The sequence below is a fragment of the Pseudomonas fluorescens Q2-87 genome (genome assembly GCF_000281895.1).
Taxonomy (GTDB): Bacteria; Pseudomonadota; Gammaproteobacteria; order Pseudomonadales; family Pseudomonadaceae; genus Aquipseudomonas; species Aquipseudomonas fluorescens_S.
Genome location: NZ_CM001558.1, coordinates 4,165,264 through 4,190,509 on the forward strand (window position 1 = coordinate 4,165,264; position 25,246 = coordinate 4,190,509).

Genomic DNA, 25,246 nt, shown 5'->3' on the forward strand with positions numbered 1-25,246 from the left:
TTCGCGAGCAAGCCCGCTCCCACAGGGGGTTTCGCTTAACTGACAAAAATCAGCCAGTCAGCCCCCTTCCCTCAATCAGACCGCCGCCTGACCCTCGGCCAGGAAGAACCAGGTTTCCAGCACGGAGTCGGGGTTCAACGAAACGCTTTCGATGCCCTGCTCCATCAGCCACTTGGCCAAATCCGGGTGGTCCGAAGGGCCCTGGCCGCAGATGCCGATGTATTTGCCGGCCTTGTTGCAGGCGGCGATGGCATTGGCCAGCAGCTTCTTGACCGCCGGGTTCCGCTCGTCGAACAAGTGCGCGATGATTCCGGAGTCGCGGTCCAGGCCCAGGGTCAGCTGGGTCAGGTCGTTGGAGCCGATGGAGAAACCGTCGAAGAACTCGAGGAACTCTTCCGCCAGGATCGCGTTGGAAGGCAGCTCGCACATCATGATCACGCGCAGGCCGTTCTCGCCACGGGCCAGGCCGTTTTCCGCCAGCAGGTCGACGACCTGGCTCGCTTCGCCCAGGGTGCGCACGAACGGCACCATGATCTCGACGTTGGTCAGGCCCATCTCGTTGCGCACGCGCTTGAGGGCGCGGCACTCGAGCTCGAAGCAGTCACGGAACGATTCGCTGATGTAGCGCGAAGCACCGCGGAAACCCAGCATCGGGTTTTCTTCTTCCGGCTCGTAGAGTTTGCCGCCGATCAGGTTGGCGTATTCGTTGGACTTGAAGTCCGACAGGCGCACGATGACTTTTTTCGGCCAGAACGCCGCCGCCAGGGTGCTGATGCCTTCCACCAGTTTCTCGACGTAGAAGCCGACCGGATCGTCGTAGCCGGCGATGCGCTTGTCGACGCTGTCCTTGATCTCCGACGGCAGGCCGTCGTAGTTCAGCAGCGCCTTGGGGTGCACGCCGATCATGCGGTTGATGATGAACTCCAGGCGGGCCAGGCCCACGCCGGCATTCGGCAATTGTGCGAAGTCAAAGGCACGGTCCGGGTTGCCGACGTTCATCATGATCTTGAACGGCAGCTCCGGCATGGCGTCCACGGAGTTCTTCTTGATGTCGAAGCCCAGTTCGCCCTCGAAGATGTAGCCGGTATCGCCTTCGGCGCAGGAAACGGTCACGCCCTGGCCGTCCTTAAGCAGTTGGGTGGCGTTACCGCAACCGACGACCGCCGGGATCCCCAGTTCACGGGCGATGATCGCCGCGTGGCAGGTACGCCCGCCGCGGTTGGTGACGATGGCGCTGGCGCGCTTCATCACCGGTTCCCAGTCCGGATCGGTCATGTCGGAAACCAGTACGTCGCCGGGCTGGACCTTGTCCATTTCCGAGACGTCCTTGATGATCCGCACCTTGCCGGCGCCGATGCGCTGGCCAATGGCGCGGCCTTCCACCAGCACGGTGCCGGTTTCCTTGAGCAAGTAGCGCTCCATGACGTTGGCCTGGGTGCGGCTCTTCACGGTTTCCGGACGGGCCTGCACGATGTACAGCTTGCCGTCGTCACCGTCCTTGGCCCATTCGATGTCCATCGGGCACTTGTAGTGCTTCTCGATGATCATCGCCTGCTTGGCCAGCTCGCTGACTTCGGCGTCGGTCAGGCAGAAACGCGCGCGTTCGGCCTTGTCCACATCGACGGTTTTCACCGAGCGACCGGCCTTGGCCTCGTCGCCGTAGATCATTTTGATCGCCTTGCTGCCCAGGTTTCGGCGCAGGATGGCTGGACGGCCGGCTTCCAGGGTGCCCTTGTGAACGTAGAACTCATCCGGGTTCACGGCGCCCTGCACGACGGTTTCACCCAGGCCGTAGGCGCCGGTGATGAACACCACGTCACGGAAACCCGACTCGGTGTCGAGGGTGAACATCACGCCGGCGGTGCCGGTTTCGGAACGGACCATGCGCTGCACACCGGCGGACAGGGCGACCAGCTTGTGGTCGAAGCCCTGGTGCACGCGGTAGGAAATGGCACGGTCGTTGAAAAGGGAGGCGAAGACTTCCTTGGCAGCACGGATGACGTTTTCCACGCCACGGATGTTCAGGAACGTTTCCTGTTGGCCGGCAAAGGAGGCGTCCGGCAGGTCTTCGGCGGTGGCCGAGGAACGCACGGCGACGGCAACGTCGGGATTGCCTTCCGACAGCTTGGCAAACGCGGTGCGGATCTCGGCGTTCAGTTTCTCGGGGAACTCGGCTTCCATGATCCATTGGCGGATCTGGGCGCCGGTCTTGGCCAGGGCATTGACGTCATCGACATCCAGGGCATCGAGCGCGTCGTGGATCTGTTGGTTCAGGCCGCTCAGTTCCAGGAAATCACGATAAGCCTGGGCGGTCGTGGCAAAGCCACCTGGCACCGATACACCGGCACCGGCGAGGTTGCTGATCATCTCGCCCAGGGATGCGTTCTTGCCCCCCACATGCTCCACATCATGGACGCCGAGCTTATCGAGGGAAACTACGTACTCTACCAAGGTGATCTCTCCACTAACTGTGTTGGAAAAGCTCAAGGCACCGACGGCTCCAGGGGAGCGATTGCCGGCGATATGGCCTGGACCTGGAAAATAAGTGAGAATGCGGGCCACTGGCGGCCGACAAATCGCGCCTATCATATCCAAGAATCGTCACTAGCTCACTAGCTTAAGGCCCAGGGCACAAATGAAACGATCTGCGTTCTTTATTTCCGATGGCACCGGCATCACGGCCGAGACCTTGGGCCAAAGCCTGTTGGCACAGTTCGAAAACATTACCTTCGCCAAGCTGACACGTCCGTACATCGACAGTGTCGACAAAGCGCGGGCCATGGTACAGCAGATCAATAAAGCCGCCGAAACCGACGGTTTCCGCCCGATCATCTTCGATACCATCGTCAATCAGGACATCCGTGAGATTCTCGCAACGTCCAATGGTTTCATGATCGACATATTTTCCACCTTCCTGGCACCCCTGGAGCAGGAACTCAGCGAGCACTCCTCCTACTCCGTCGGCAAGTCCCATTCCATTGGCCATAACTCCAACTACATGGAGCGGATCGAGGCCGTCAACTTCGCGCTGGACAACGATGACGGCGCCCGCACGCATTATTACGACAAGGCCGACCTTATCCTAGTGGGTGTGTCGCGCTGTGGTAAGACGCCGACGTGTCTGTACATGGCGATGCAGTTTGGCATCCGCGCAGCCAACTATCCGCTGACCGAAGACGACATGGAACGCCTGCAACTGCCCAGCGCCCTGCGCGCCCACCAGCACAAGCTGTTCGGGCTGACCATCGATCCGGACCGCCTCACCGCAATCCGCAACGAACGCAAGCCCAACAGCCGCTATTCGAGCTATGCCCAGTGCGAATTCGAAGTGCGCGAAGTGGAAAATCTATTCCGGCGGGAGAACATTGCGCATATCAATTCCACGCATTTTTCCGTGGAGGAGATTTCGGCGAAGATCCTGGTGGAGAAAGGGGTGGAGCGGCGGTTCAAGTAAAGTAACGACAACACAACATCCCTGTGGCTCGGGAGCTTGCTCCCGCTGGGGCGCGAAGCGGCCCCTGGCGGTTGGATGCAGGCTGTTTGATAGACCGCGGCGCCTGGCTTTAGGGCTGCTGCGCAGCCCAGCGGGAGCAAGCTCCCTCGCCACGGAGGGCTCGGCCTTATGTTTCAGAGGGTGGCGGCCTGCTCGTCCATTTTCTTGCGCAGGCTCAAGGGGCGCATGTCGGTCCAGACTTCTTCTATATAGGCCAGGCATTCCTGCTTGAAGCCGCTTTTGCCGACGGTACGCCAGCCTTCGGGGATCGCTTTGTAGTCCGGCCAGATCGAATACTGCTCTTCGTGGTTGACCACGACCTGGAAGAGGATGTCCTCACGGTCGAATACTGAAGTCATGGGTATCTCTCCATCTTTGCTCGAGGTTCGCTGCGGCGCATGCGCAGCAAGGCTATGAAAGGAACGTATGACGCCGGCGGAAAATTAGGCCTCGGCTACGGCGGCCTCCAAGGCTCGTCCGAAAATCTCGGCGACCCGGTCGATTTCGGCCTTTGTGATGATCAACGGCGGCAGGAAACGCACCACACTGCCCTGCCGGCCGCCCAATTCCAGGATCAGCCCCCGCTTGAGGCACTCACGCTGCAGCCGAGGCGCCAGCCATGGATGCACCGGAGGATGGCCCTGGACATCGGGCTGGCCTGCCGGGTCCACCAGTTCAACGCCGAGCATCAGCCCGCGCCCGCGAATATCGCCCAACTGCGGGAAGTCGCGCTGCAAAATATGCAGGTGCTCGCTCAGGCGTTCGCCCATGGCGGCTGCGTGGGCCGGCAGGTCGTGCTCCACCAGGTAACACATCACGGCGGAACCGGCGGCCATGGCCATTTGATTGCCGCGGAAGGTCCCGGCATGGGCACCCGGCAGCCAGGTGTCGAGCCAATCGCGATACACCACCACCGCCAGCGGCAGGCTGCCGCCGATGGCCTTCGATAGCACCACCACGTCCGGAATGATTCCGGCATGCTCGAACGCGAACATTTTGCCGGTACGGCCGAAGCCGCTCTGGATTTCGTCAACGATCAGCGCCACGCCAGCCTTCGCGGTGATGCGGCGCAAGCCACGCACCCAGTCAAGGTCGGCGGGTATGACCCCGCCCTCGCCTTGCACCACCTCGACGATCACCGCCGCCGGCAGCTGCACGCCGGCCTCGGGGTCGTTCAGCAGGTTTTCCAGGTAATGCAGGTTGGCTTTCACGCCTGCGGCGCCGCCCAGCCCGAACGGGCAGCGATAGTCGTAGGGATATGGCATGAATTGCACGCCATTGCTGAGCAAGGCCCCCAAGGGTTTTTTCGGCCCCAGGCTGCCCATCAGGCTCAACGCGCCCTGGCTCATGCCGTGATAACCGCCCTGGAACGACAACACGGTGCTGCGTCCGGTGGCGGTGCGCACCAGCTTGAGCGCAGCTTCTACCGCATCAGTGCCGGTGGGGCCGCAGAACTGAATCCTGGCCTCGGCGGCCAGTTGCGCCGGCAGCAGGCCGAACAGATCCTGGACGAAGCGATCCTTGACCGGCGTGGTCAGGTCCAGGGTGTGCAACGGCAGCTCATCGGCCAGCACCTGCTGGATCGCCTCGATCACCACCGGGTGGTTGTGCCCCAGCGCCAACGTACCGGCCCCGGCCAGGCAGTCAATGAAAGTCCGCCCTTCGACATCTTCGACATACAACCCCCGCGCGCGCTTGAGGGCCAGGGGAATGCGCCGTGGATAGCTGCGGGCGTTGGATTCCTGGAGATTCTGGCGGGCCAGCAATGGCGACTCACTGAACTGGTAGAGCGTCTCGGCCGGCGCGACGCTGCCCCGTGCCGGCTGTGCTTCGATAAGGCTATTGGCGACTGACATTTTGCGACCCCGAAATCCACTGTAAGTAGCGACCCAAATGCACACCAGGCAGGTGCGCATCCAGTCGGGCGCACGTGCAGGCTTTCCTATTGTGGAAACGCATCAGCGAGGCAAGGATTTACTCTCGGGCTGTGCAATGTGGCGAGGGAGCTTGCTCCCGCTGGGCTGCGCAGCAGCCCCAAAGCCAGCGAAGGCGACGGATCGGGTAGCCCGGGGCGGCGGATTTGGGCCCGCTCCGCGGTCCAGCGGGAGCAAGCTCCCTCGCCACTTATTCAGGGGTTGCCTGGACTGGCATGGTCAATTCGACTCGCAGCCCGTCGGGACGGCTGTCGAAATGCAGGCCGCAGCCACAACGCTGGACGATGGCCTGGACGATCGCCAGCCCGAGCCCGCAGCCGGTGCTCTGACCGTTGCGCCAGAAGCGCTGGGTCAGGTGCTGGATATCGTCGGCGGCGATGCCGGGGCCGTGATCGCGGACTTGGAAACGCACGCGCTGGCCGATCATTTCCAGGCTCAGTTCCACCTCGGTATCGTCCGGGGTGTGGCGCAGGGCGTTATCCAGCAGGTTGCGCAAGGCCGCGATGGAAAGCACCGCCGGCATCTGCACCGGTGCATCGGACAGCCCGGGCGCTATGTGCAAGTTGATTCGCCGGGAGTCGCTGCTGGCCGCATCATGGATCGCCAGCCGCGCGACCTGCTCGGCGTTGCACTGCACACCATCGTCGAAGGACAGGCTGCCCTCGACCCTCGCCAGCAGCAATAACTGTTCAAGCGTGCGATGCAAGCGGTCGGCGCCCTCCTCGGCCCGGGCCAGGGATTGGTCACGGGCCGCGCCTTCGGTCATGCGCGCCACTTGCAAATGGGTCTTGATGGCCGTCAGCGGGCTGCGCAATTCGTGGGCAGCATCGCCGGTCAGCCGGCGCTCGCGCTCGATGGTCTTGCCGATGCGCTGGAACAACTGGTTCTGGGTTTCCAGCAACGGCCGCAACTCGCTGGGCAGCGGATGGATCTGCAAGGGTTCCAGGGAGTCGGCATTGCGCCGCATCAGGGCATCGCGCATGCGATTGAGCGGCGCCAGGCCCTGGCCGATGCCCAGCCACAACAGGCACAAGCAACCGAGCAACGCCACGCCTACCGGCACCGAGGCCGCCAGCAACACCGACAGGTTCAGGGCTTCGCGTTCGATCTGGCGGTCAGCGGTGGTGATGCGCAAATCGCCCCGAGCCAGGGTGAAGCTGCGCCACGGCGCGCCATCGATCATTTGGTCATGGAAGCCGACCTTCTCGGCTTCCAGGGTTTGCTCCGGGGTGGAGTGGCTGCGGGCGAGGATCTCGCCGCGCAAGGAGCTGACCTGGCAGGCCATGCCCCCTGGAATACTCAATTGCTCGGCGCTTAGATGCGTGCCTTCGCCCTTGGTGGGCAATGGCATCTGTTCCAGTAGGCCGGCGACCATTCGCGCCGACGCCACCAGGCGCTGGTCGAGCGAGAACATCATCTGGTTGCGCAGGTCGCTGAGCATCCACGCCGCGGCCAGGGCCCAGATCAGGGCGAAGGCAGCGCCGAGGGTCAGGCTCAGGCGCAGTCGCAGGCTCATCACTTGGAAGTTTCTCCACCTTCAGCCGGCCCCAGGCGATAACCGAGCCCACGCACGGTCTCGACAATGCCATTGCCCAGCTTGCGCCGCAGGTGGTGGATATGAACATTGAGGGCGTTGCTTTCCAGTTCGTCGTTGAAGCCGTAGACGCTGTCCTTGAGTTGCTCGGTGGACAGCACCCGGCCGCGACTGTGCAACAAGGCCTGCAACAACGACTGCTCGCGCCGGGACAGATCCACCGGCTGGCCGTCCAAGGTAGTTTCGCGGCTGCTGGGGTCGTAGGTCAGGCGACCGTGCTCAATCAGATTGACACTGCGCCCCGCCACGCGCCGCAGCAAGGTGTGCAGGCGCGCCGCGAGCTCGCGCAGATCGAAGGGCTTGAGCAAATAGTCATCGGCGCCGGCCTGCAAGCCGTCGACCCGGTCGGTCACCGAATCCCGGGCGGTGAGGATCAGCACCGGAATCTCCAGGCCTTGCTGGCGCAGTTGCCTGAGCAGCTTGAGGCCGTCCTCGTCGGGCAGCCCCAGGTCCAGCACCATGACGTCGAACTCGGCCACGCCGACCATCGCCCGCGCCGCCGATGCCGTGGCGACGTGCTCGACGGTCAGGCCCTGGGCGGTGAGCCCGGCAACGATCCCGCTGGCAATCAACTCATCGTCTTCGCAGACCAGTACGTGCATGGTAAGCCCTGTGGAAAAAGGTACATTAGGCCGCTGGCCGATTAAGCCGACATTATGCGACGAGTCCGGCGAACATGGGCGATCATTGCAGCCTGACGGTCGCCGCCGGGTTAATCGACGGTTAATCGCCAGCCGCCATTGTGCCTCCCACTTGCTCTGTTCTAAGGCTTTACCCATGCGTCGATTGTTTTTGCTGTGGCTGCTGCTGATTTCGAGCCTGGCCCAGGCCGCCAACCCCTTCGAGACCAAACCCGACTTCCTGCCGGTGGAAAAGGCGTTCGTGTTCACCTCCGAACGCCTGGACTCCGGTGAAACCCAGCTGTTCTGGCAGATCGCCGATGGCTACTACCTGTATCAGCAGCGGCTCAAGTTCGATGGCCTGGCCGAGGCACAGAAGCCGGCGCTGCCCGAGGGGGAAGCCCATAGCGACGAGTTTTTCGGCGACCAGCAGGTCTATCGCCAGGCCCTGGAATTGAAGATTCCGGCCGGCGCCACGGGCAAGATCAAGGTCGGCTTCCAGGGCTGCGCCGATGCGGGCCTGTGCTATCCACCCCAGACCCAAGTGGTGGATCTGGGTGGCGGTGCAGCCGCGACAGCCCCTGGCGAGGCACCAGACCAGGCCCTGGCCAGCGGCCTGCAACAACGGGCCCTGGGCTGGAGCCTGCTGGTGTTCTTCGGCCTCGGGCTGCTGCTGGCGTTCACGCCGTGTTCCCTGCCAATGCTACCGATCCTCGCCGGGTTGGTCGTGGGCAGCGGCGCCGGGCCAAGGCGTGGCCTGGCCTTGGCCGGCAGCTACGTGATCAGCATGGCATTGGTGTACGCCGCCATGGGCGTGCTCGCCGCGCTGCTGGGCGCCAATCTCCAGGCGCTGTTGCAGCAACCCTGGCTGCTGGGCACCTTCGCGGCGATATTCGTTTTGCTGGCGCTGCCGATGTTCGGTTTCTTCGAATTGCAATTGCCGGCCGCCCTGCGCGATCGCCTGGAAAAAGCCGGGAGCCAGCGGCGCGGCGGCAGCCTGGTGGGCGCCGGTGTGCTCGGCGCGCTGTCCGGCCTGCTGGTAGGCCCCTGCATGACCGCCCCGCTGGCCGGCGCGCTGCTGTACATCGCCCAGAGCGGCAATGCGCTGCACGGTGGCCTGATCCTGTTCACCATGGGTATCGGCATGGGCCTGCCATTGTTGCTGCTGGTGACGGTGGGCAACCGCTTCCTGCCCAAGCCGGGCGCATGGATGAACCTGGTCAAGGGCGTGTTCGGCTTCCTGTTCCTGGGTACCGCGTTGCTGCTGGTTCGGCCAGTCATCGATGGTTCGCTATGGATCGGCCTGTGGGGTGCGTTGCTGCTGATCGCCGCCTACAGCGCCTGGCGCCAGACCGAAGGGTTCGGACGCATCGCCTATGTCTGCGGCAGTGCCTCGCTGTTGTTCGGCCTGTGGGGCAGCTTGCTGGTGATTGGCGCAGCGGGCGGCGGCGACGACTTCTTCCAGCCTTTGAAGGTCTACGCCGGCAGCGAAGGCCGCACGACCGCAAGCGCCCACGATGCTTTCATCACCGTCAGCGAACCTGCCGTCCTGCAACGGGAGCTGGACGCCGCCAAGGCCCAGGGTCAATGGGTACTGTTGGACTACTACGCCGACTGGTGCGTGTCCTGCAAAATCATGGAAAAACAAGTATTCGGCCGCGCCGAGGTGCTGGACGCCCTGAAGGATGTGCGCCTGTTGCGCCTGGACGTGACCGCCGATAATGCCGCCAGCCGCGAACTGCTGAGCCGTTACCAAGTGCCAGGGCCGCCGAGCCTGCTGTGGATCGGTGCCGACGGTAAAGAACGTCGCAGCCAGCGGATTACCGGGGAAGTCGACGCCAAGGCATTCCTGGAGCGCTGGACCGTCACCCGGGACGCGCGCTGATGCTGACGTTGACCCTGGGCACCTTTGCCATCGCCCTCAATCATTTGTTGCTGATCAGCGCCCTGGCACTGGCGACATTCGTAGGCTGGCGGGTGGCCAAGCGCGGTGGCGAGAACCCCGAGTCGGTGCTGTTCGTACTGTTCCTGCTGGGGCTGTTGGCTTCGCGGATCGGCTTCGTCATCGCCTACTGGCAGCATTACCAGGACGCCCCGTGGCAGATCATTGACCTGCGCGACGGAGGTTTCCTGGCCTGGCCGGGCATCCTCGCGCTGGTGATTGGCGCTTTGTCGTGGGCCCGACGTCGCCCGCCCCTGCGCCGTCCGCTGGGCTTCGGTGTCGGCAGCGGTTTGCTGTTCTGGCTGGTAGCGACCCTGTCGCTGACGATTTACGAGCAAGGCACCCGGTTGCCGGACATCAACCTGCGCACCGCCGACGGCGAGACCGTGAAACTCACCGATTATCAGGGCGGCCCCCTGGTGATCAACCTCTGGGCCACCTGGTGCCCGCCCTGCCGCCGTGAAATGCCGGTGCTGGAAGAAGCCCAGCAGCAGCGTCCGGACCTGACCTTCTTGTTCGTCAACCAGGCCGAAAGCATGCAAAGCGTCAGCACCTACCTCGCCACCCAGGGTTTGAGCCTGACCAACGTGTTGTTCGATGGCAGCGGTCGCCTCGGCCAGGCCGTCGGTTCAATGGCCTTGCCTACGACGCTGTTCTACAGCGCCGACGGCCGTCTGCTGGGCAGCCACTTGGGTGAGTTGTCCGAAGCGAGCCTGGCCCGCGCCCTGGAAAACTTCGAAACGCCGGGCTCGACCACGGCGCCCCACCCCGCCATAAGGAAATCGCCATGCCCCGCCTCCGCCACCTGCTGACCCTGGCCGTTGCCGCCGCCCTGTCGCAGGCGCCCTTGCTACAGGCCGAAGAGTTGCCCGCGGCCATCAAGAAGCTCGAAGCCAAGGGTGCGAAAATCGTCGGCACGTTCGACGCCCCGGACGGGTTGCGCGGGTATGCCGCGCAATACCAGAACCGTGGCATGACGCTGTACCTGACACCGGACGGACAACATGTCCTGCTGGGCAACCTGTACGACGCCGATGGCAAGGACCTCAGCGCAGAACCACTGCAAAAGATGGTCTATGCGCCCATGGCCAAGGCGATCTGGGCCAAGATGGAAGGCAGCAACTGGATCCCCGACGGCAGCAAGGACGCACCACGCACGGTGTATCTGTTCAGCGATCCGAACTGCCCGTACTGCAACATGTTCTGGGAGCAGGCACGGCCATGGGTCAAGGCCGGCAAGGTGCAACTGCGCCATATCATGGTCGGCATCATCCGCGAAGACAGCCCGGGTAAATCAGCCGCGCTGTTGGCGGCCAAGGACCCGGAGAAAGCCCTGGAATCCCATGAAAAAGCCGGCAAGGGCAGCGCACTCAAACCCCTGAAGGACATCCCCCCGGCCATCCAGGCAAAACTGGACGCCAACCAGCAATTGATGGACGAACTGGAACTGTCCGCCACCCCGGCGATTTTCTATATGGACGACAACGGCGAACTGCAGCAGCAACAAGGCGCGCCCTCGCCGGACAAACTGGTGAAGATCCTCGGGCCGAAGTGATATCGACTCCGAAGACCCCATCGCGAGCAGGCTCGCTCCCACAGTTTTAACTGTGTTTGCCAATTCTGCGTCGTTGCAATCCCCTGTGGGAGCGGGCTTGCTCGCGAAAGCGGTGGGTCAGCGGCGCAGGAATTCGAGCAATGCAGCGGTCACGAATTCCGGGTTCTCCAGGTTGGAGATATGCCCTGCTTCCGGGATCAGGACAGAGCGACAACCGATCAGCTCGGCCATTTCCTTGGCCTCCGACGGTGGGCGCGGTTTGTCCTGGTCACCGCACATCACCAAGGTGTTTTTGGCATCGAGTCCGGGCAGGCGCGAGAGGATATCGTCCCGTCCGAAAATGATCCGCCCCAGCGGCACGATGCTGTCGCGCAAGCGATCAGCCGGCAGCGCAGCCAACGCAGCGCGAAATTGCTGGTAGAGCGGCGACTGCGGATCGATACCCGGCCGGAAAAAGATCGGCACGACGATGTCCAGCAAGGGTTCGGGAATGCTGCCGCTGGCTTCGATCTTGTCGAACAGCGAGAAGTAATACTGGCGAGTCTGCTCCGGCTCCACACCCGCGTAGGTGTCCATCAGCACCAGCGACTCGAGCCGCTTCGGCGCCGCCAACGCCAGCCGCGTGCCCCACATTCCGCCCACCGAGAGCCCCACCAGGTGGAAGCAATCAATATTCAGGGTATCCATCAACAGCAATGCCTGGCGAGCCAGGTCGTTCAGCGAAGCCATGCCCTCGGGCATTGGCCCGGATTGACCGTGGCCCCAAAGATCCGGGGCGATCACCCGGTACTGCCGGGACAACGCGTCGATCTGCGGCGCCCACATCGTGTGGTCCCACAAATAACTGCTGCCTAGCAGCACCACCGGGCCATGGCCTTGGTCAAGGTAATGAAGGGGTTGTCCGTCAATGGTTGCAAAGGGCATCGATGACCTCCTTGTTTGAGTATGAAAAAGCCTTGGGGAGACTGAGCTGTGCCGGGCGAGGCGTCAACCCTGGGCTTTACGGTGCCAGGACTGACGTATCGCCGCGGGACTACAGCCCCTCCAGCTCCGCCATCAAGTCATTCAGCCGATCCACTTTCTCCACGGTCATTTCGCTGGCCGCCAACCCTTCGATGTAGTCGGCCAGTTCCTGCACCGTGCTGCACTCGAACATGGCCCGTAGCGGCACGTTGCGTTGCAGGGCCTTTTGCACCCGCGAGGCGATTTGCGTGGCCAGCAACGAATGGCCGCCCAGTTCAAAGAAGTTGTCTCGCACGCCGACTTTTTCAACCTTCAGCACCGAAGACCAGATGTCCACCAGGGTCTGCTCCAATTCATTGGCAGGTGCCAGGTAATCCTGACTCTGCAACTGCCCGATTTCCAGGTCCGGCAAGGCCTTGCGGTCGAGTTTGCCGTTGGCATTGAGGGGCAGGCGATCGAGCCATAGCCAGTGCAGCGGCACCATGTATTCCGGCAGCTCGCTGCGCAGGCGTTGTTTGATGCGCTCCAGGCGTTCGTTCGGGCTCAGCGCCGAATCGGCGGCCACGAGATAACCCACCAGATGCTTGCCATTGGCGCCCTCTTGCACGCCCACCGCGCCATCACGCACCTCGGGCTGTTCATGCAGCCGCGCTTCGATTTCCCCCAACTCGATGCGGTAGCCGCGAATCTTCACCTGATGGTCGATGCGCCCGACATATTCCAGCACGCCATCGCGGCGCCGCCGGGCTAGATCGCCGGTGCGGTAGAGCCGCTCTCCAGGCGCGCCGAACGGATTCGGCACAAACACCGGGGCAGTGCGCAGGGGATCGCTGACATAACCGCGGCCAACCCCGATGCCGGCCACGCACAACTCACCGACGGCCCCCAGCGGCACCAGCTCCAGCGCGCCGTCGAGCAAGTACAGGCGGTTGTTATCGGTGGGCGTGCCGATCGGCAGGTAAGTGCCACGGGTCGACGCCTGATCGACGCGGAAGAACGCCACGTCATCGGAGCATTCCGCCGGTCCGTAGGCATTTACCAGGCCGATTTCCGGGTAACGCAGCAACCATTGATGGGCCAGTTCCGGCGGCATCGCTTCGCCGGTGGGTAGCATCCAGCGCAAGCCGTCGAGGCCAATGCGTTCCTGGGCGAGCATGCCCTGGATCAGCGACGGCACGCTCTCCAGCACCGTGATGCCCTGGTGTTGCACATGTTCCAGCAGCCCTTGCGGGTCGTGGGCGATGGCGTTGGGCACGATGTCCACCCGGCCACCGAACAATGGCGCGGCGAGGAACTGCCAGACTGAAATATCGAAACTCTGGGACGCGGTCTGCGCGATCACGTCAGCTTCGCCCAGCGCCAGGTAGGGCACCTTGCTCAGTTGGTTATTGAGCATGCCGCGCTGTTCCACCATCACGCCTTTGGGCAAACCGGTGGAACCGGAGGTGTAGATCACATAGGCCAGGTTGTCCGGCCGACTGTAGACCCCTGGGTTTTCCAGCGAAACATCGCTGGCCTGGACGTCTTCCCATACCAGCAGCCTCGGCCGCCCGGAACAGGCGAACGCCTCCAGCAAGGCCAGTGCCTGGGCGTGACAGGCCCGGGTGCAGACCAGCAGCGGTGTGCGACTCAGCTCAATGATGCGGCTCAGGCGCTGGCTCGGCAGGCCCGGGTCCAGCGGCAGGTAACCTGCACCGGCCTTGAAGCTGCCAATGATCATGCCCAGCAGCTGCGCATCCCGCTCGGCCAGCAGCGCGACCGGTTGGTCAGGCCCGACCCCGGAGGCGATCAAGGCGTGGCCGAGGCGGTTGCTGCGTGCATTCAGCTCGGCGTAGCTGTACCGCGTGCCGAGGCAACTGACGGCGATGCATTGCGGATGGGCCGCGACCCGGGCCTCGAACAGCTCGGCGTAGCTCTGCTCCAGCGGATAGGCGTGCTCGCTCTGGTTGCAGCCGTCGATCAGGAACGCCTGCTCCTCGGTGGCAATCAATGGCAACTCGGCCATATCACCGTGGAAACCTTCCATCAGGGCCAGCAGCAAGCGCTTGAACTCGCCCAGCAACCCCTCGACAGTGGACTCGTCGAAGTAGCGCTGGTCATAGGAAAGGTGCAACCCCAGGTCATCTCCCGGATAGCAGACTGCCGTCAGCGGGAAGTTGGTGTGGGTGCGGCCCGAGTCGGAAGTGGCGTTGAGGCTTTGGGCGCGGTCCAGCACCGAGACTTCCACCGGCGCGTTCTCGAACACAAACAAGCTGTCGAACAGTGGCTGGCCCTTGGGCAGCTCGCTGACCTCCTGGATGCTCACCAGCGGCAGGTATTCGTACTCGCGCAGTTGCATGTTGCTGTCCAGCAAGCCACTGAGCCACTGACGGACACTGCAGCGCTGATCGTCCTCGGGCACCTGCACCCGCAACGCGACGCTGTTGATGAACAGCCCGACCGTGCGCTGCATTTGCGGCAGTTGCACCGGACGCCCGGCGACCGTGACGCCGAACAGCACGTCCCGGTCGCCACTGACCCGCCGCAGCACCAAGGCCCACGCTGCCTGGGCGAAGGTATTCACGGTCAGTTGGTGGGCCTGGGCCAGCTCCCGCAGCCGCGCACCGTCACGCTCGTCGAGGCGGGTGTAGCAGTCGCCGACAATCATCCCGCCGCTGTCACCGGCATGTTCGCGCAGGAACGGCCGGTCGCCAGGGATCGGCGTGGTCCGCTCGAAACCTTGCAGGTTGCGCTTCCACCACTGCCGGGCTTCGGCCAGGCTCTGGCGTTGCAGCCAGCCGATGTAGTCGCGATAGCGCGGTGGCACGGCCAGGTGCGCCTCGCGATGTTCGCCGAGGGCGGTGTAGATCTCGAAGAAATCGTCCATCAACAGCGAACGGCACCAGGCGTCGATCAGGACGTGGTGGTTGCTCATCATGAACCAGTAGCGCGCTGCGCCGACCCGGATCAGCCGCAGGTGGAACGGTGCCTGGTTCAACAGATCGAAACCGGCCTCGCGCTCGTCTTTGAGCATCGCCTGGAGCTTGGCTTCCTGGGCGTCTTCGGGCACGTCAGACCAATCGAGGTATTGCACCGGTGTGCTGCCGGGCTTGTGGATGATTTGCAGCATGTCTTCGCCGACGTTCCAGCAGAACGAGGCACGCAAGGCCTCATGGCGAGCAATGACCGCCTGCCAGGCCTGGGCGAAACGCTGCGGGTCCAGTTCGCTGTTGATGCGGTAGCGATCCTGCATGTAATACAGGCCGGTGCCCGGTTCCAGCAGGGTATGCAACAGCATGCCTTCCTGCATCGGCGTCAGCGGATAGACATCCTCGATCTGTGCGGCCGGCACCGGCAGGCTGTCGAGCTGGCCCTGGGTGAGTTTGGCCAAGGGAAAATCCGACGGCGTCAGGCCGCCCGCCTCGTCCGTCAGGCAATGCTCGATCAAGCGTTGCAGCTCATCGAGGTAGGTATCGGCCAGGGCGGCAATGGTTTGTCTGTCGTGGCGTTCGCGGCTGAATGTCCAACGCAGCACCAGCTCGCCGCCGCTGACCTGGCTGTCGATGCTCAGCTCGTTGGGCAGCGGCGCGTCAGGGTCATGGATGGCCCCCAGTGGTGCGTCCAGCGGCCGGAACAGCGCGTCCTGGCCGAGGGTCTGATCGAGTTGGCCAAGGTAGTTGAAGGTGATCGCTGCGTGCGGCAGGTCGGCCATTGCCTCGCGAGTCGCCTTGTCAGCCAGATAGCGCAGCACGCCATGGCCCAGGCCCTTGTGAGGTACTGCGCGCAATTGCTCCTTGATGGCCTTGATGGACGCGGCGAAATCTCCGTCCGACGGGCTCAGGCGCACCGGATAAACACTGGTGAACCAGCCCACGGTGCGGGTCAGGTCGATGTCGTTGAACAACGCTTCGCGACCGTGGCCTTCGAGCTGGACCAGGACCGACGCATGGCCGCTTGAACGGCACAGTACCCGGACCAGGGCCGTGAGCAACAGGTCGTTGACCTGGGTGCGGTAGGCACTCGGCGCCTGTTGCAGCAGTTGGCGGGTGCGCTCGGCGTCAAGGCGCACATTGACCGTATCTGCGTGGCGCTCCAGGTTCGCGCCATCAGGATCCGCGCACGGCAACGTCACTTGCGGACCGCTCAACTGCGCTTGCCACCAACCCAGTTCTTCGCGCAGGGATTCGCTGCCGACATAGACCTGCAAGCGTGCGGCCCAATCACGGAACGGGCTGGTCTTGGCCGGCAACCGGGTCGTTTGCCCCTCCGCCAGCTGGCGGTAGACGGTTTGCAGATCGTCCATCAACACTCGCCACGACACACCGTCCACGACCAGGTGATGAATGACGATCAACAGCCGTTGCCGGCCATCGGGCAACTGCGCCAGGACCGCGCGCAACAAAGGTCCGGTTGTCAGGTCCAGACTGCGCTGCGTCCCGGCAAACAAGCTTTCACACTCTTCTTCGGCTTGCACCGACACGTGCCGCAACAGCGACGCATCGGATAGCGGCCGGTGCTCCGCGTGCCAGTGCCCGGCAGATTCGTCGAAGCCCAGGCGCAAGGCATCGTGCTGTTCGAAGACACTGCGCAACGCCTGCTCCACAAGCTGCGGCTCCAGGCGTGTAGCCGGCTCCAGCAGCAACGCCTGGTTCCAATGCTGACGGTTGGCAATCGCACTGTCGAAAAACCAATGCTGGATCGGCGTCAGCCCGGACTTCCCCATCAACAGGCCTTGCTCGGCAATCACCTGCTCACTGTGGGTGGCGATGGCGGCCAGCGCCTGCACGGTCTGGTGCTGGAACAAGTCCCGAGGGGTGAAATGAATGCCTTGCTGCCGAGCGCGGCTGACCACTTGGATGGACAGGATCGAATCACCGCCCAGCTCGAAGAAGTTGTCCTCAAGTCCCACCTCGCCCACGTTCAGCACGTCGCACCAGATCGCCGCCAGGGTTTGCTCCAGAGCATTGCTTGGCGCCACGTAGCGCTGGCGGTTGAGCTCCGGGTCCGGCATCGGCAAAGCCCGACGATCGAGCTTGCCGTTCGCAGTCAGTGACATGCTCGCCAACAGGATCAGGTGCGTGGGCACCATGTAGTCCGGCAGTTGGACCTTGAGATGGTGTTTCAACGCGTCGCGCAGGGCCGCCTGCTGTGCGGCGTCCTGTTCGGCGACATCGGTCACCAGGTAACCGGCCAGCTGCTTGCCTCCCGGCATGTCGAGGGCCAGCACCACCGCCTCGCGCACCGCGGGATGTTCCAGCAGGCGGGTTTCGATTTCCCCCAGTTCGATGCGGAACCCACGGATTTTCACTTGATGGTCGATCCGTCCCAGGTACTCCACCAAACCATCGGCTCGCTGGCGCACCAGGTCGCCGGTGCGATAGAGCCGCCCGCCGTCGGCAGCAAACGGATCGGCGACAAACCGCTCGGCGGTCATGCCCGGCCGTTGGTGATAACCCTGGGCCAGACCGGCGCCGCCAACGTACAGCTCACCCGTCGCACCTTGCGGCACCAGGGCCAGGTCGGCGTCGAGAATGTAGGCCACCCGGGCGCCGATCACGCTGCCGATCGGCACACTCGCCGCGCCCTCCTCCAGATGCTCCGGCGCCAGGCTCGCCAGCGGCATGACCACGGTTTCGGTCGGGCCATAGGCGTTGAAGAACAGGCTCGGCTTGAACGCGCCACGGATGCGTTGCAGGTGCTCGCCGGTCAGGGCTTCGCCACCGGTGATGCACATGCGCACCGGCAGGGTCTGCCCCCGGGTCGCCAGCCATTGCGCCAATTGGCTGCCGTAGCTGGGGGTGAAGCCGAGGATGTTGATGCGGTGCTGGCGAATCAGCCCGCAGATTTCCTCGGCGTCCCACTGTCCCTGGGCCCGCAGCACCACGTGGGCACCGCTGAGCAACGGCACCAGCAGGCGCTCGGTGGCGGCGTCGAAGTTGATGGAGTAGAAATGCAGTTCGCAATCGTCCGCACGCATGCCGAAGCGCTTGATCACCGCTTGGCAGTGCATGGCGATTTCGCCATGGGACACCACCACGCCCTTGGGCTTGCCGGTGGAGCCGGAGGTGTAGATCAGATAGGCCTGGTGTTGCGGCAGGTTGATCAGCGGCGGCGCGTGTTCGGGGTATTGCACCAGAGCCGTCGAATCCTCTTCGAGGCACCCATGGCCGACGCCGTTCGGTAAGGAGCCCAAGGCTGTGAGCATCGCCCGATCACTGAGCAGCAAGGCGACGCCGCTGTCCTCGATCATGTAGTGCAGGCGGTCCAGCGGATATTCCGGGTCCAGCGGCACGTAGGCGCCACCGGCCTTGAGGATAGCCAGCAGGCCGATGACCATTTCCAGCGAGCGCTCCAGGGCCAGGCCGACCCGCACCTGCGGCCCGACACCGCGCTCGCGCAGCCTCCAGGCCAGGCGATTGGCGCGGCGGTCGAGTTCGCTGTAAGTCAGGGTCTGCCCGGCGAAGGTCAAGGCCGGCGCGTCGGGATGCATGCGGGCCTGTTCGTCGAACAGCTCATGGAGGCATTGATCCAGGCGATGCTCACCGGGCTCAACGCCCAGGCTGTCGAGCATCCGCTGCTGCTCATCGGTTCCCATCAACGGCAGCTCGCTCAAGCGTCGCGCCGGATCGACCAGCAGCGCTTCCAACAGATTGCGCCAATGCGCGGCCATGCGCGCGATACGCGGCTCATCGAATAGATCGGTGCTGTAGGTCAGGCAGCAACCCAGGCGCTGGTCCAGGTCGGTGACCTCAAGGTTCAGGTCGAACTTGGTGGCCCGGGCATCGTTGACCAAGTACTCGACGCTCATGCCCGCCAGCGTGCGGCTTTGCTGGAATTCCCAGCGCTGCACGTTGCACATCACTTGGAACAGCGGGTTGTAGGCAGCGCTGCGCGGCGGTTGCAGGGCTTCCACCAGATGATCGAACGGCAGGTCCTGATGGGATTGGCCTTCGATGACCGTGTGGCGAACCTGCTCGAACAGTTCACTGACTGACATGTGCCCATCGAGCTGGCAACGCAGCACCTGGGTATTGAGGAAGGCGCCGATCAGCCCTTCGCTTTCCGGGCGGATGCGGTTGGCCACTGGCGCGCCGATGCGCAGGTCACCCTGGCCGCTGTAGCGATAGAGCAGCACGGCCAGGGCGGCGGTCATGGTCATGAACAGGGTCAAGCCGTGCTCGGCGTTGAAGGCACGAACCCGGGCGGCCAAGTCGTCGCTGAGGTCGAAGCGGAACAGCTCGCCGCGATGGCTTTGCACCGGCGGACGCGGACGGTCGCCCGGCAGTTCCAACAGCGGATATTCATGGCCCAGCTGTGCGGTCCAGTAATCCAATTGCCGTTGGCGCTCGCCAGACTCCAGCCATTGACGCTGCCAGACGCTGTAATCCAGGTATTGCACCGGCAACGGTTCCAGAGGCGATTCGCGGTCGTCGATAAAGGCTTCGTACAGCGCGCTCAGTTCTCGAGCGAAAATGTCCATCGCCCAGCCTTCGGTGACGATGTGGTGCAGGGTCAGCACCAGGTAATGTTCCTGCTCGCTGGTCTTGACCAGGCAGGCCCGCAGCAGCGGCCCGGTTTCCAAGTCGAAGGGCTTGTGGGCCTCGCTGTCCGCCAGCTGCTGCACCCGCTGCTCGCGGGCATCGGCAGTCAATGCCGAGAAGTCCTTCCAGTCCATGCGCAGGCCCGTTTCGGCGTGTACCTGCTGCCAGGCCACGCCATCAATGCTCGGGAAGGTGGTGCGCAGGGTTTCGTGACGCAGGATCAACGCCTGCAAAGCCGCCTCGAAACGCCCGACATCCAGCACCCCGCGCAAGCGCGCCATGCCCCCAACGTTGTAGGCCGGGCTGTCCGGTTCCATCTGCCAGAGGAACCACATACGCTGTTGGGAATACGACAGCGGCACCGGTTGGCTGCGATCGACTTTATCGATGGGCGGCTGGCGGTTGATCTGGCCGCTGGCCTGGATCAACCGCACTTGTTCGGCAAAGGCGCCCAACTCGCTGGCATCGAACAGCACCCGCAACGGCAGCTCGACGTTACAGGCCTGGCGAGTGCGGGAAATGATCTGGGTCGCCAGCAGCGAATGGCCACCCAGGGCAAAAAAATCGTCACGCAGGCCGATGCGCACCAGCCCCAACACGTCGCGCCAGATGGCCGCGATCTGTTGCTCAAGGGCGCTGGCCGGCTCGACGTGCTCGCGCACCAGCCATTGCGGCTCGGGCAAGGCCGCGCGGTCGAGCTTGCCGCTTGGGCCCAAGGGCATGACGTCCAGGCGCAGCATTTGCGCGGGCACCATGTAATCCGGCAGCTCGGCGGCCAGGGCGGTTTTGAGGCGGGCGTTCAGCGTGTCCTGATCGTCAGCCACGTCCGGGGCGGTGTAGTAGCCGATCAACTGTGGACCGGCCGCGGTGTCGCGCACCAACACCGCCACTTGGGCGACGCCAGCCTGGGCCAGCAGGCGCGCTTCGATTTCCTGGGGTTCGACCCGGAAGCCACGCAGCTTGACCTGTTGGTCGAGACGACCGAGGTATTGGAGCACGCCGTCGGCGCTCCAACGCGCCCGGTCGCCGGTGCGGTACAACCGCGCACCGGTCGGCCCGAGCGGGTCTGCAACAAAACGCTCGGCGCTCAGGCCCGGACGCCCGAGGTAACCCCGGGCCAGGCCCAAGCCGCCGATGCACAATTCGCCCGACACGCCGGTCGGGACAGGGTTGAGGTCGCTGTCGAGCACACGGCACAGCACGTTGCCCAGGGGACGGCCGATTGGCGAGCGCTCGCCGTCGGCCTCGGTGCAATGCCAATGGGTGACGTTGATCGCGGTTTCGGTCGGGCCATAGCGGTTGTGCAGTTGCGCCGCTGGCAGTTGCGCCAGCACGCGGTTGCGCAACTCGGCCGGCAACGCCTCGCCGCCGGAAAACACTCGGCGCAGGCTGATGCAGCGGGCGCTCAGGGGCTCGTCGATAAACAGGCTGAGCAGCGGCGGCACAAAGTGCAGCGTGGTCACGCCAAACTGTTCGACCAACTGGGCGATGCGGTGCGGATCACGGTGCTCGCCCGGGCCGGCGAGCAGCAACTGGCTACCGGTGATCAGCGGCCAGAAGCACTCCCATACCGATACGTCGAAACTGATGGGCGCCTTTTGCATCAGCACATCGGTTTCATCCAGCCGGTAGGTGGCCTGCATCCATTGCAGGCGTTCGGCCAAGGCGGCGTGGGTGTTGCCGACGCCCTTGGGCTGGCCGGTGGAACCGGAGGTGTAGATCACGTAGGCCAGGTGCTCGCCATGCAGGTGCAAGCCCGGCGGGTTGCTCGGCCATTGCTCCAGATGCAGGGCGTCCATGGCGATGACGCTGACGCCCGCGCAGGCCGGCAAGCGTTCGAGCAGCCCGGTTTGGGTCAGCAACAGATCGACGCCGCTGTCCTGAAGCATGTACGCCAGGCGTTCGGCCGGATAGTCCGCATCCAGCGGTACGTAGGCGCCGCCAGCCTTGATGATTGCCAGCACGCCAATAAGCAGCTGCGGCGAGCGCTCGGCGGCAATCGCCACGCACACGTCGGGGCCGACGCCCTTATCCCGCAGATAATGGGCCAGGCGATTGGCCTGGGTGTGCAGCTCGGCGAAGTCCATGCGCCCACCGTCCCACAGCAGCGCGGTACGTTGCGGCGTGCATCGGGCTTGTTCATTCAACAAATCCGGCAGCCATTGTGCGGCCGGGTCGCAGGGCGCCGCGCTCCACTGCTGCTGGGCGGTGTATTCATCGGCAGTCAACAGTGGCACATCACCGACGGCGAGTTGCGGGTCGGCACAAACGGCCCGCAGCAGGTTGCAGTAATGCTCCGCCAGCCGGGCGATGGTCGCCGCTTCGAACAGCTCGTCGGCGTAATCGAACGACAGCGTCAGGCGACCGTTGCGATCTTCCTCGCTGTGCAGTTGCAGGTCGAACTTGGCTTCGCGGCTGTGCCACGGCAGCTCATTGGCCAACAGGCCCGGCAGGCGCCGCAAGGCACTCAGGTCACGTTGCTGGTGATTGAACATCACTTGGAACAGGCCGTGCTCCCGAGCCTGCGGGAAGGCTTCGAGCAATTGTTCGAACGGCAAGTCCTGGTGGGCCTGGGCGCCGAGCGTGGCTTCGCGGGCCTGGGCCAGCAGCGCGGCGAAGGGTTGGCGTGTTTCGACCAACCCGCGCAGCACTTGGGTGTTGATAAAGAAGCCGATCAGGCCCTGGGTTTCCAGGCGCGGACGGTTGGCGTTGGGTACGCCGATGCGCAGGTCGGACTGCCCGGTGTAGCGCTGCAACAAGGCCTGGAAGGCCGCCAGCAACAGCATGAAGGGCGTGGCGTCATGGGCCTGGGCTACGCGACGCAGGGCATCACTCAGGACTTTGTCCAGCCGCAAACTATGCCGCGCCGCGCTGCGACAATGTTGAGCACTGCGCGGATGGTCCGTGTTGAGGGCCAAGATGGGTTGCTCGTCGCCCAATTGCTGTTTCCAGTAGGCCAGCTGGCGTTCAGCCTCCCCTTGCTCCAGCCATTGGCGTTGCCAGTTGCCGTAGTCGGCGTACTGCAACGGCAGCGGCGCCAGTTCGGCGACTTGCCCCTGGCTGGCGGCGGCGTACAGCCGCGAGAATTCTTCGATCAGGACCTTCATCGACCAACCGTCGGCGATGATGTGGTGAATCGTCACCAGCAGTTGATGCTCGTCCTCTTCGAGGCGCAGCAAGGTGACCCGCAGCAGCGGGCCCTTTTCCAGGTCGAACGGCGTAGCCGCTTCCTCGTCTCGAACCTGCCGCGCCCGGGCCTGGCGTTGATCGGCAGGCAAGTCGCCGAGGTCGAGTATTTGCAGGTCGAACTCACCGGCCGGATCGACCCGTTGCAGCGCCACGCCATCACGCTCCAAAAACCGCGTGCGCAGGGATTCGTGGCGCTCGATCAACTGCTGGAAGCTGGTGCGCAGTGCGCTCTCGTCCAACTCGCCGCGCAAGTGCAGGGCGCCCGGAATGTTGTAGGCGTGGCTCGCCGGATCGAGCTGCCAGGTGATCCACAAACGGTTCTGGGCTAACGACTGCGGCAGTGCTTGATTGCGCGGCAAGGCTTCGATCAACGTTGGGCCGCCGTCCAGTGGCTGGCTCGCCACCGCTGCGGTGAAAGCGGCCAGGGTCGGGGCTTCGAACAGCAGGCGCAGATTGATCGCCTGGCCCAATTGGTCGCGCAGACGGGCGACCACCTGGGTGGCGGCGATGGAGTTGCCGCCCAGCAGGAAAAAATGATCGTCGGCCTGGACCTGCGCCACCGGCAAGTGCTCGCACCAGACTTGGCCGATCAGGGTTTGCAGGGCCGATGCCGGGCTCGTTGCAGGGCTGTCTGCATCCGCAGCCGATGGGAACAGTGCATAACTGTCGAGGCTGCCTTCGGCCCAGCGGGAGCGGCAGGCCGTGCGCTGCAACTTACCGCTGGAGGTCTTGGGCAACGCACCGGGATTGAGCAGCACCACCACGCTCGGCGCTTGCTGGCAGGCTTCGGCCACGGCTTGGCGGATGGCGTTGATCAAGGCGTCGGGCGGCAGGATTTTCTGCACGCTGCGGCTGATTTCCGCTGCGATGCCGATACCTTCCGCACCGTTCTCATCGACCGCGAACGCCGCGACCCGGCCCTTGCGCACCACCTCCACTTCACGCTCGATGGCTTGCTCGATGTCCTGGGGATACAGGTTCTGCCCGCGCACGATCAGCAAGTCTTTCAAGCGACCGGTGATAAACAGCTCGCCGTCGCGCAGGAAACCCAAGTCGCCAGTGCGCAGCCAGGTACGGCCTTCGTGCTGGACAAAGGTCTTGGCGCTGGCCTCGGGATTGCGCCAGTAGCCATGGGCGATGCTCGGGCCGGTGGCCCAGACCTCACCGACCTGATTGTCCGCCAACGGTTGCAATGTGCCGGGTTCGACGATCAATACCCCATGCCCGGGCTGGCTGACACCGCAGCTCATCACCGCACCGCCCTGCCCCGGTTCGACGCGGTTTTGCGCCAACGCCGCGTCATCCACCCGCAACGCAGCAATGCCTTGTCGGCGCGGCGTGCCGGCGACAAACAGCGTCGCCTCGGCCAGGCCATAGGAGGCCATGAAATTGTCCGGGGTGAAGCCGCACGGGGCGAATTTCTCGGCGAAACCTTCCAGGGTGTCGAGGCGGATCGGCTCGGAACCCGAATAAGCCACGCGCCAACCGCTCAGGTCGAGCGCCGCGAGGGCCGAATCGCTGACCCGCTCGCTGCACAACCGATAAGCGAAATCCGGACCGCCGCTGATGGTCCCACCGTACTCGCTGATCGCTTCCAGCCAGCGCAATGGGCGGGCCAAAAAATACGCGGGGGACATCAACACGCAGGGAACGCCGCTGAACACCGGCTGCAACAGGCCGCCGATCAGGCCCATGTCGTGGTAGAGCGGCAGCCAACTGACGATGACGTCGTCGGGGTTCAGGTCGATGCCGAAGCCGTGGCGAATCAATGATTCGTTGGCCACCAGATTGCCGTGGCTGACCTGTACGCCCTTGGGCAAAGCAGTGGAGCCGGAGGTGTATTGCAGGAAAGCGATGTCGTCGTCCCGCAGCGTCGGCATGACCCATTGCGTGGCGATAGCCGGGTCGAGCACATCGACGCACATCACCGGCGGTGCCGATTCGATGGCTTGCAACGGGTCGCGCAATGGGCTGCTGGTAAGCAACAGGCGCGGTTCGGCGTCGGCGATGATCGATAACAGGCGTTCCTGGTGATGCCGACGGGCGGACTCCGGTGGATAAGCCGGCACGGCAATCACCCCGGCGTACAGGCAGCCAAAAAACGCCGCGACGTAATCCGGGCCACTGGGGAACAGCAACACGACGCGATCCCCAAGGGCTGCGTCAACCTGCAAGGCGGCGGCGATGGTCCGTGCGCGCAAATCCAGGTCGCGATAACTCAGCACCGCACTCTGCTCCGGGGTGTCGGCAAGGAAGCGCAAGGCCACCCGGTCCGGCGTCAACGCGGCGCGGCGTTGGAGGGCATGGGCCAAGGTGCTGGGGAGTTCGAACGCGTCGGTCATGGGGTTTCCTGCCTGAATTCGGCTTACAAGTGGTCACCCATGGAAACGGATAACGCCGTCAGATAATTAGTCGGCGTCCCGGCGCACCGGACCG

11 protein-coding genes are annotated in these 25,246 nt (G+C 64.0%); 4 read left to right on the plus strand and 7 right to left on the minus strand.

Going from position 1 to position 25,246, the window contains the following annotated elements:
• Positions 1–75: 75 nt before the first annotated feature.
• Entirely contained in the window at positions 76–2,451 is a 2,376-nt protein-coding gene (ppsA, locus tag PFLQ2_RS09475; protein WP_003183625.1) for a phosphoenolpyruvate synthase, read from the minus strand.
• A 184-nt stretch (positions 2,452–2,635) separates the two neighbouring features.
• On the opposite strand from ppsA, the gene ppsR reads away from it, so the two are divergent.
• A complete protein-coding gene (ppsR, locus tag PFLQ2_RS09465) occupies positions 2,636–3,454 on the plus strand; it encodes a posphoenolpyruvate synthetase regulatory kinase/phosphorylase PpsR (protein ID WP_003183628.1) in 819 nt (272 codons plus the stop codon).
• Positions 3,455–3,627: 173 nt separating this feature from the next.
• Here ppsR and PFLQ2_RS09460 read toward each other — a convergent pair whose 3' ends face one another.
• The 4 genes from PFLQ2_RS09460 to PFLQ2_RS09445 form a co-directional block, all read right to left on the minus strand.
• Positions 3,628–3,852, minus strand: coding sequence for an MbtH family protein (locus PFLQ2_RS09460; RefSeq protein WP_003183630.1), 225 nt, complete (start codon positions 3,850–3,852; stop codon positions 3,628–3,630).
• Between the two features lie 84 nt (positions 3,853–3,936).
• Positions 3,937–5,349: an aspartate aminotransferase family protein gene (locus PFLQ2_RS09455; RefSeq protein ID WP_003183632.1), complete on the minus strand. Its 1,413-nt coding sequence runs from the start codon at positions 5,347–5,349 to the stop codon at positions 3,937–3,939.
• Positions 5,350–5,617: 268 nt separating this feature from the next.
• Entirely contained in the window at positions 5,618–6,946 is a 1,329-nt protein-coding gene (locus PFLQ2_RS09450; protein ID WP_033046171.1) for an ATP-binding protein, read from the minus strand.
• Positions 6,943–7,623 carry a response regulator gene (locus PFLQ2_RS09445; RefSeq protein ID WP_003183636.1) on the minus strand — a complete coding sequence of 227 codons (681 nt, stop codon included), beginning with the start codon at positions 7,621–7,623 and terminating at the stop codon, positions 6,943–6,945. The genes PFLQ2_RS09450 and PFLQ2_RS09445 overlap by 4 nt, the downstream gene beginning before the upstream one ends.
• Positions 7,624–7,798: 175 nt before the next feature.
• On the opposite strand from PFLQ2_RS09445, the gene dsbD reads away from it, so the two are divergent.
• From dsbD to dsbG, 3 genes are read left to right on the plus strand one after another with little or no spacing between them, the layout of a single operon-like run.
• Positions 7,799–9,526: a protein-disulfide reductase DsbD gene (gene dsbD / locus PFLQ2_RS09440; RefSeq protein WP_003183637.1), complete on the plus strand. Its 1,728-nt coding sequence runs from the start codon at positions 7,799–7,801 to the stop codon at positions 9,524–9,526.
• Entirely contained in the window at positions 9,526–10,395 is an 870-nt protein-coding gene (locus PFLQ2_RS09435) for a TlpA disulfide reductase family protein (protein ID WP_003183640.1), read from the plus strand. Before dsbD ends, PFLQ2_RS09435 begins: the two co-directional genes overlap by 1 nt.
• Positions 10,371–11,138, plus strand: a complete 768-nt coding sequence (gene dsbG, locus PFLQ2_RS09430) for a thiol:disulfide interchange protein DsbG (protein ID WP_003183641.1) — start codon at positions 10,371–10,373, stop codon at positions 11,136–11,138. Before PFLQ2_RS09435 ends, dsbG begins: the two co-directional genes overlap by 25 nt.
• Positions 11,139–11,255: 117 nt before the next feature.
• On the opposite strand, the gene PFLQ2_RS09425 is transcribed toward dsbG, so the two are convergent.
• Together PFLQ2_RS09425 and PFLQ2_RS09420 are read right to left on the minus strand one after the other, a co-directional pair.
• Positions 11,256–12,062, minus strand: a complete 807-nt coding sequence (locus PFLQ2_RS09425) for an alpha/beta fold hydrolase (RefSeq protein WP_003183643.1) — start codon at positions 12,060–12,062, stop codon at positions 11,256–11,258.
• Between the two features lie 109 nt (positions 12,063–12,171).
• A complete protein-coding gene (locus tag PFLQ2_RS09420) occupies positions 12,172–25,152 on the minus strand; it encodes a non-ribosomal peptide synthetase (protein WP_003183646.1) in 12,981 nt (4,326 codons plus the stop codon).
• Positions 25,153–25,246 lie beyond the last annotated feature (94 nt).

Bases quoted from the DNA above. Each gene is read 5' to 3' on its own strand.
- ppsR (WP_003183628.1), top strand. From the start codon at position 2,636: ATGAAACGATCTGCGTTCTTTATTTCCGATGGCACCGGCATCACGGCC.
- PFLQ2_RS09460 (WP_003183630.1), bottom strand. From the start codon at position 3,852: ATGACTTCAGTATTCGACCGTGAGGACATCCTCTTCCAGGTCGTGGTC.
- PFLQ2_RS09455 (WP_003183632.1), bottom strand. From the start codon at position 5,349: ATGTCAGTCGCCAATAGCCTTATCGAAGCACAGCCGGCACGGGGCAGC.
- PFLQ2_RS09445 (WP_003183636.1), bottom strand. From the start codon at position 7,623: ATGCACGTACTGGTCTGCGAAGACGATGAGTTGATTGCCAGCGGGATC.
- dsbD (WP_003183637.1), top strand. From the start codon at position 7,799: ATGCGTCGATTGTTTTTGCTGTGGCTGCTGCTGATTTCGAGCCTGGCC.
- PFLQ2_RS09435 (WP_003183640.1), top strand. From the start codon at position 9,526: ATGCTGACGTTGACCCTGGGCACCTTTGCCATCGCCCTCAATCATTTG.
- dsbG (WP_003183641.1), top strand. From the start codon at position 10,371: ATGCCCCGCCTCCGCCACCTGCTGACCCTGGCCGTTGCCGCCGCCCTG.
- PFLQ2_RS09425 (WP_003183643.1), bottom strand. From the start codon at position 12,062: ATGCCCTTTGCAACCATTGACGGACAACCCCTTCATTACCTTGACCAA.
- PFLQ2_RS09420 (WP_003183646.1), bottom strand. From the start codon at position 25,152: ATGACCGACGCGTTCGAACTCCCCAGCACCTTGGCCCATGCCCTCCAA.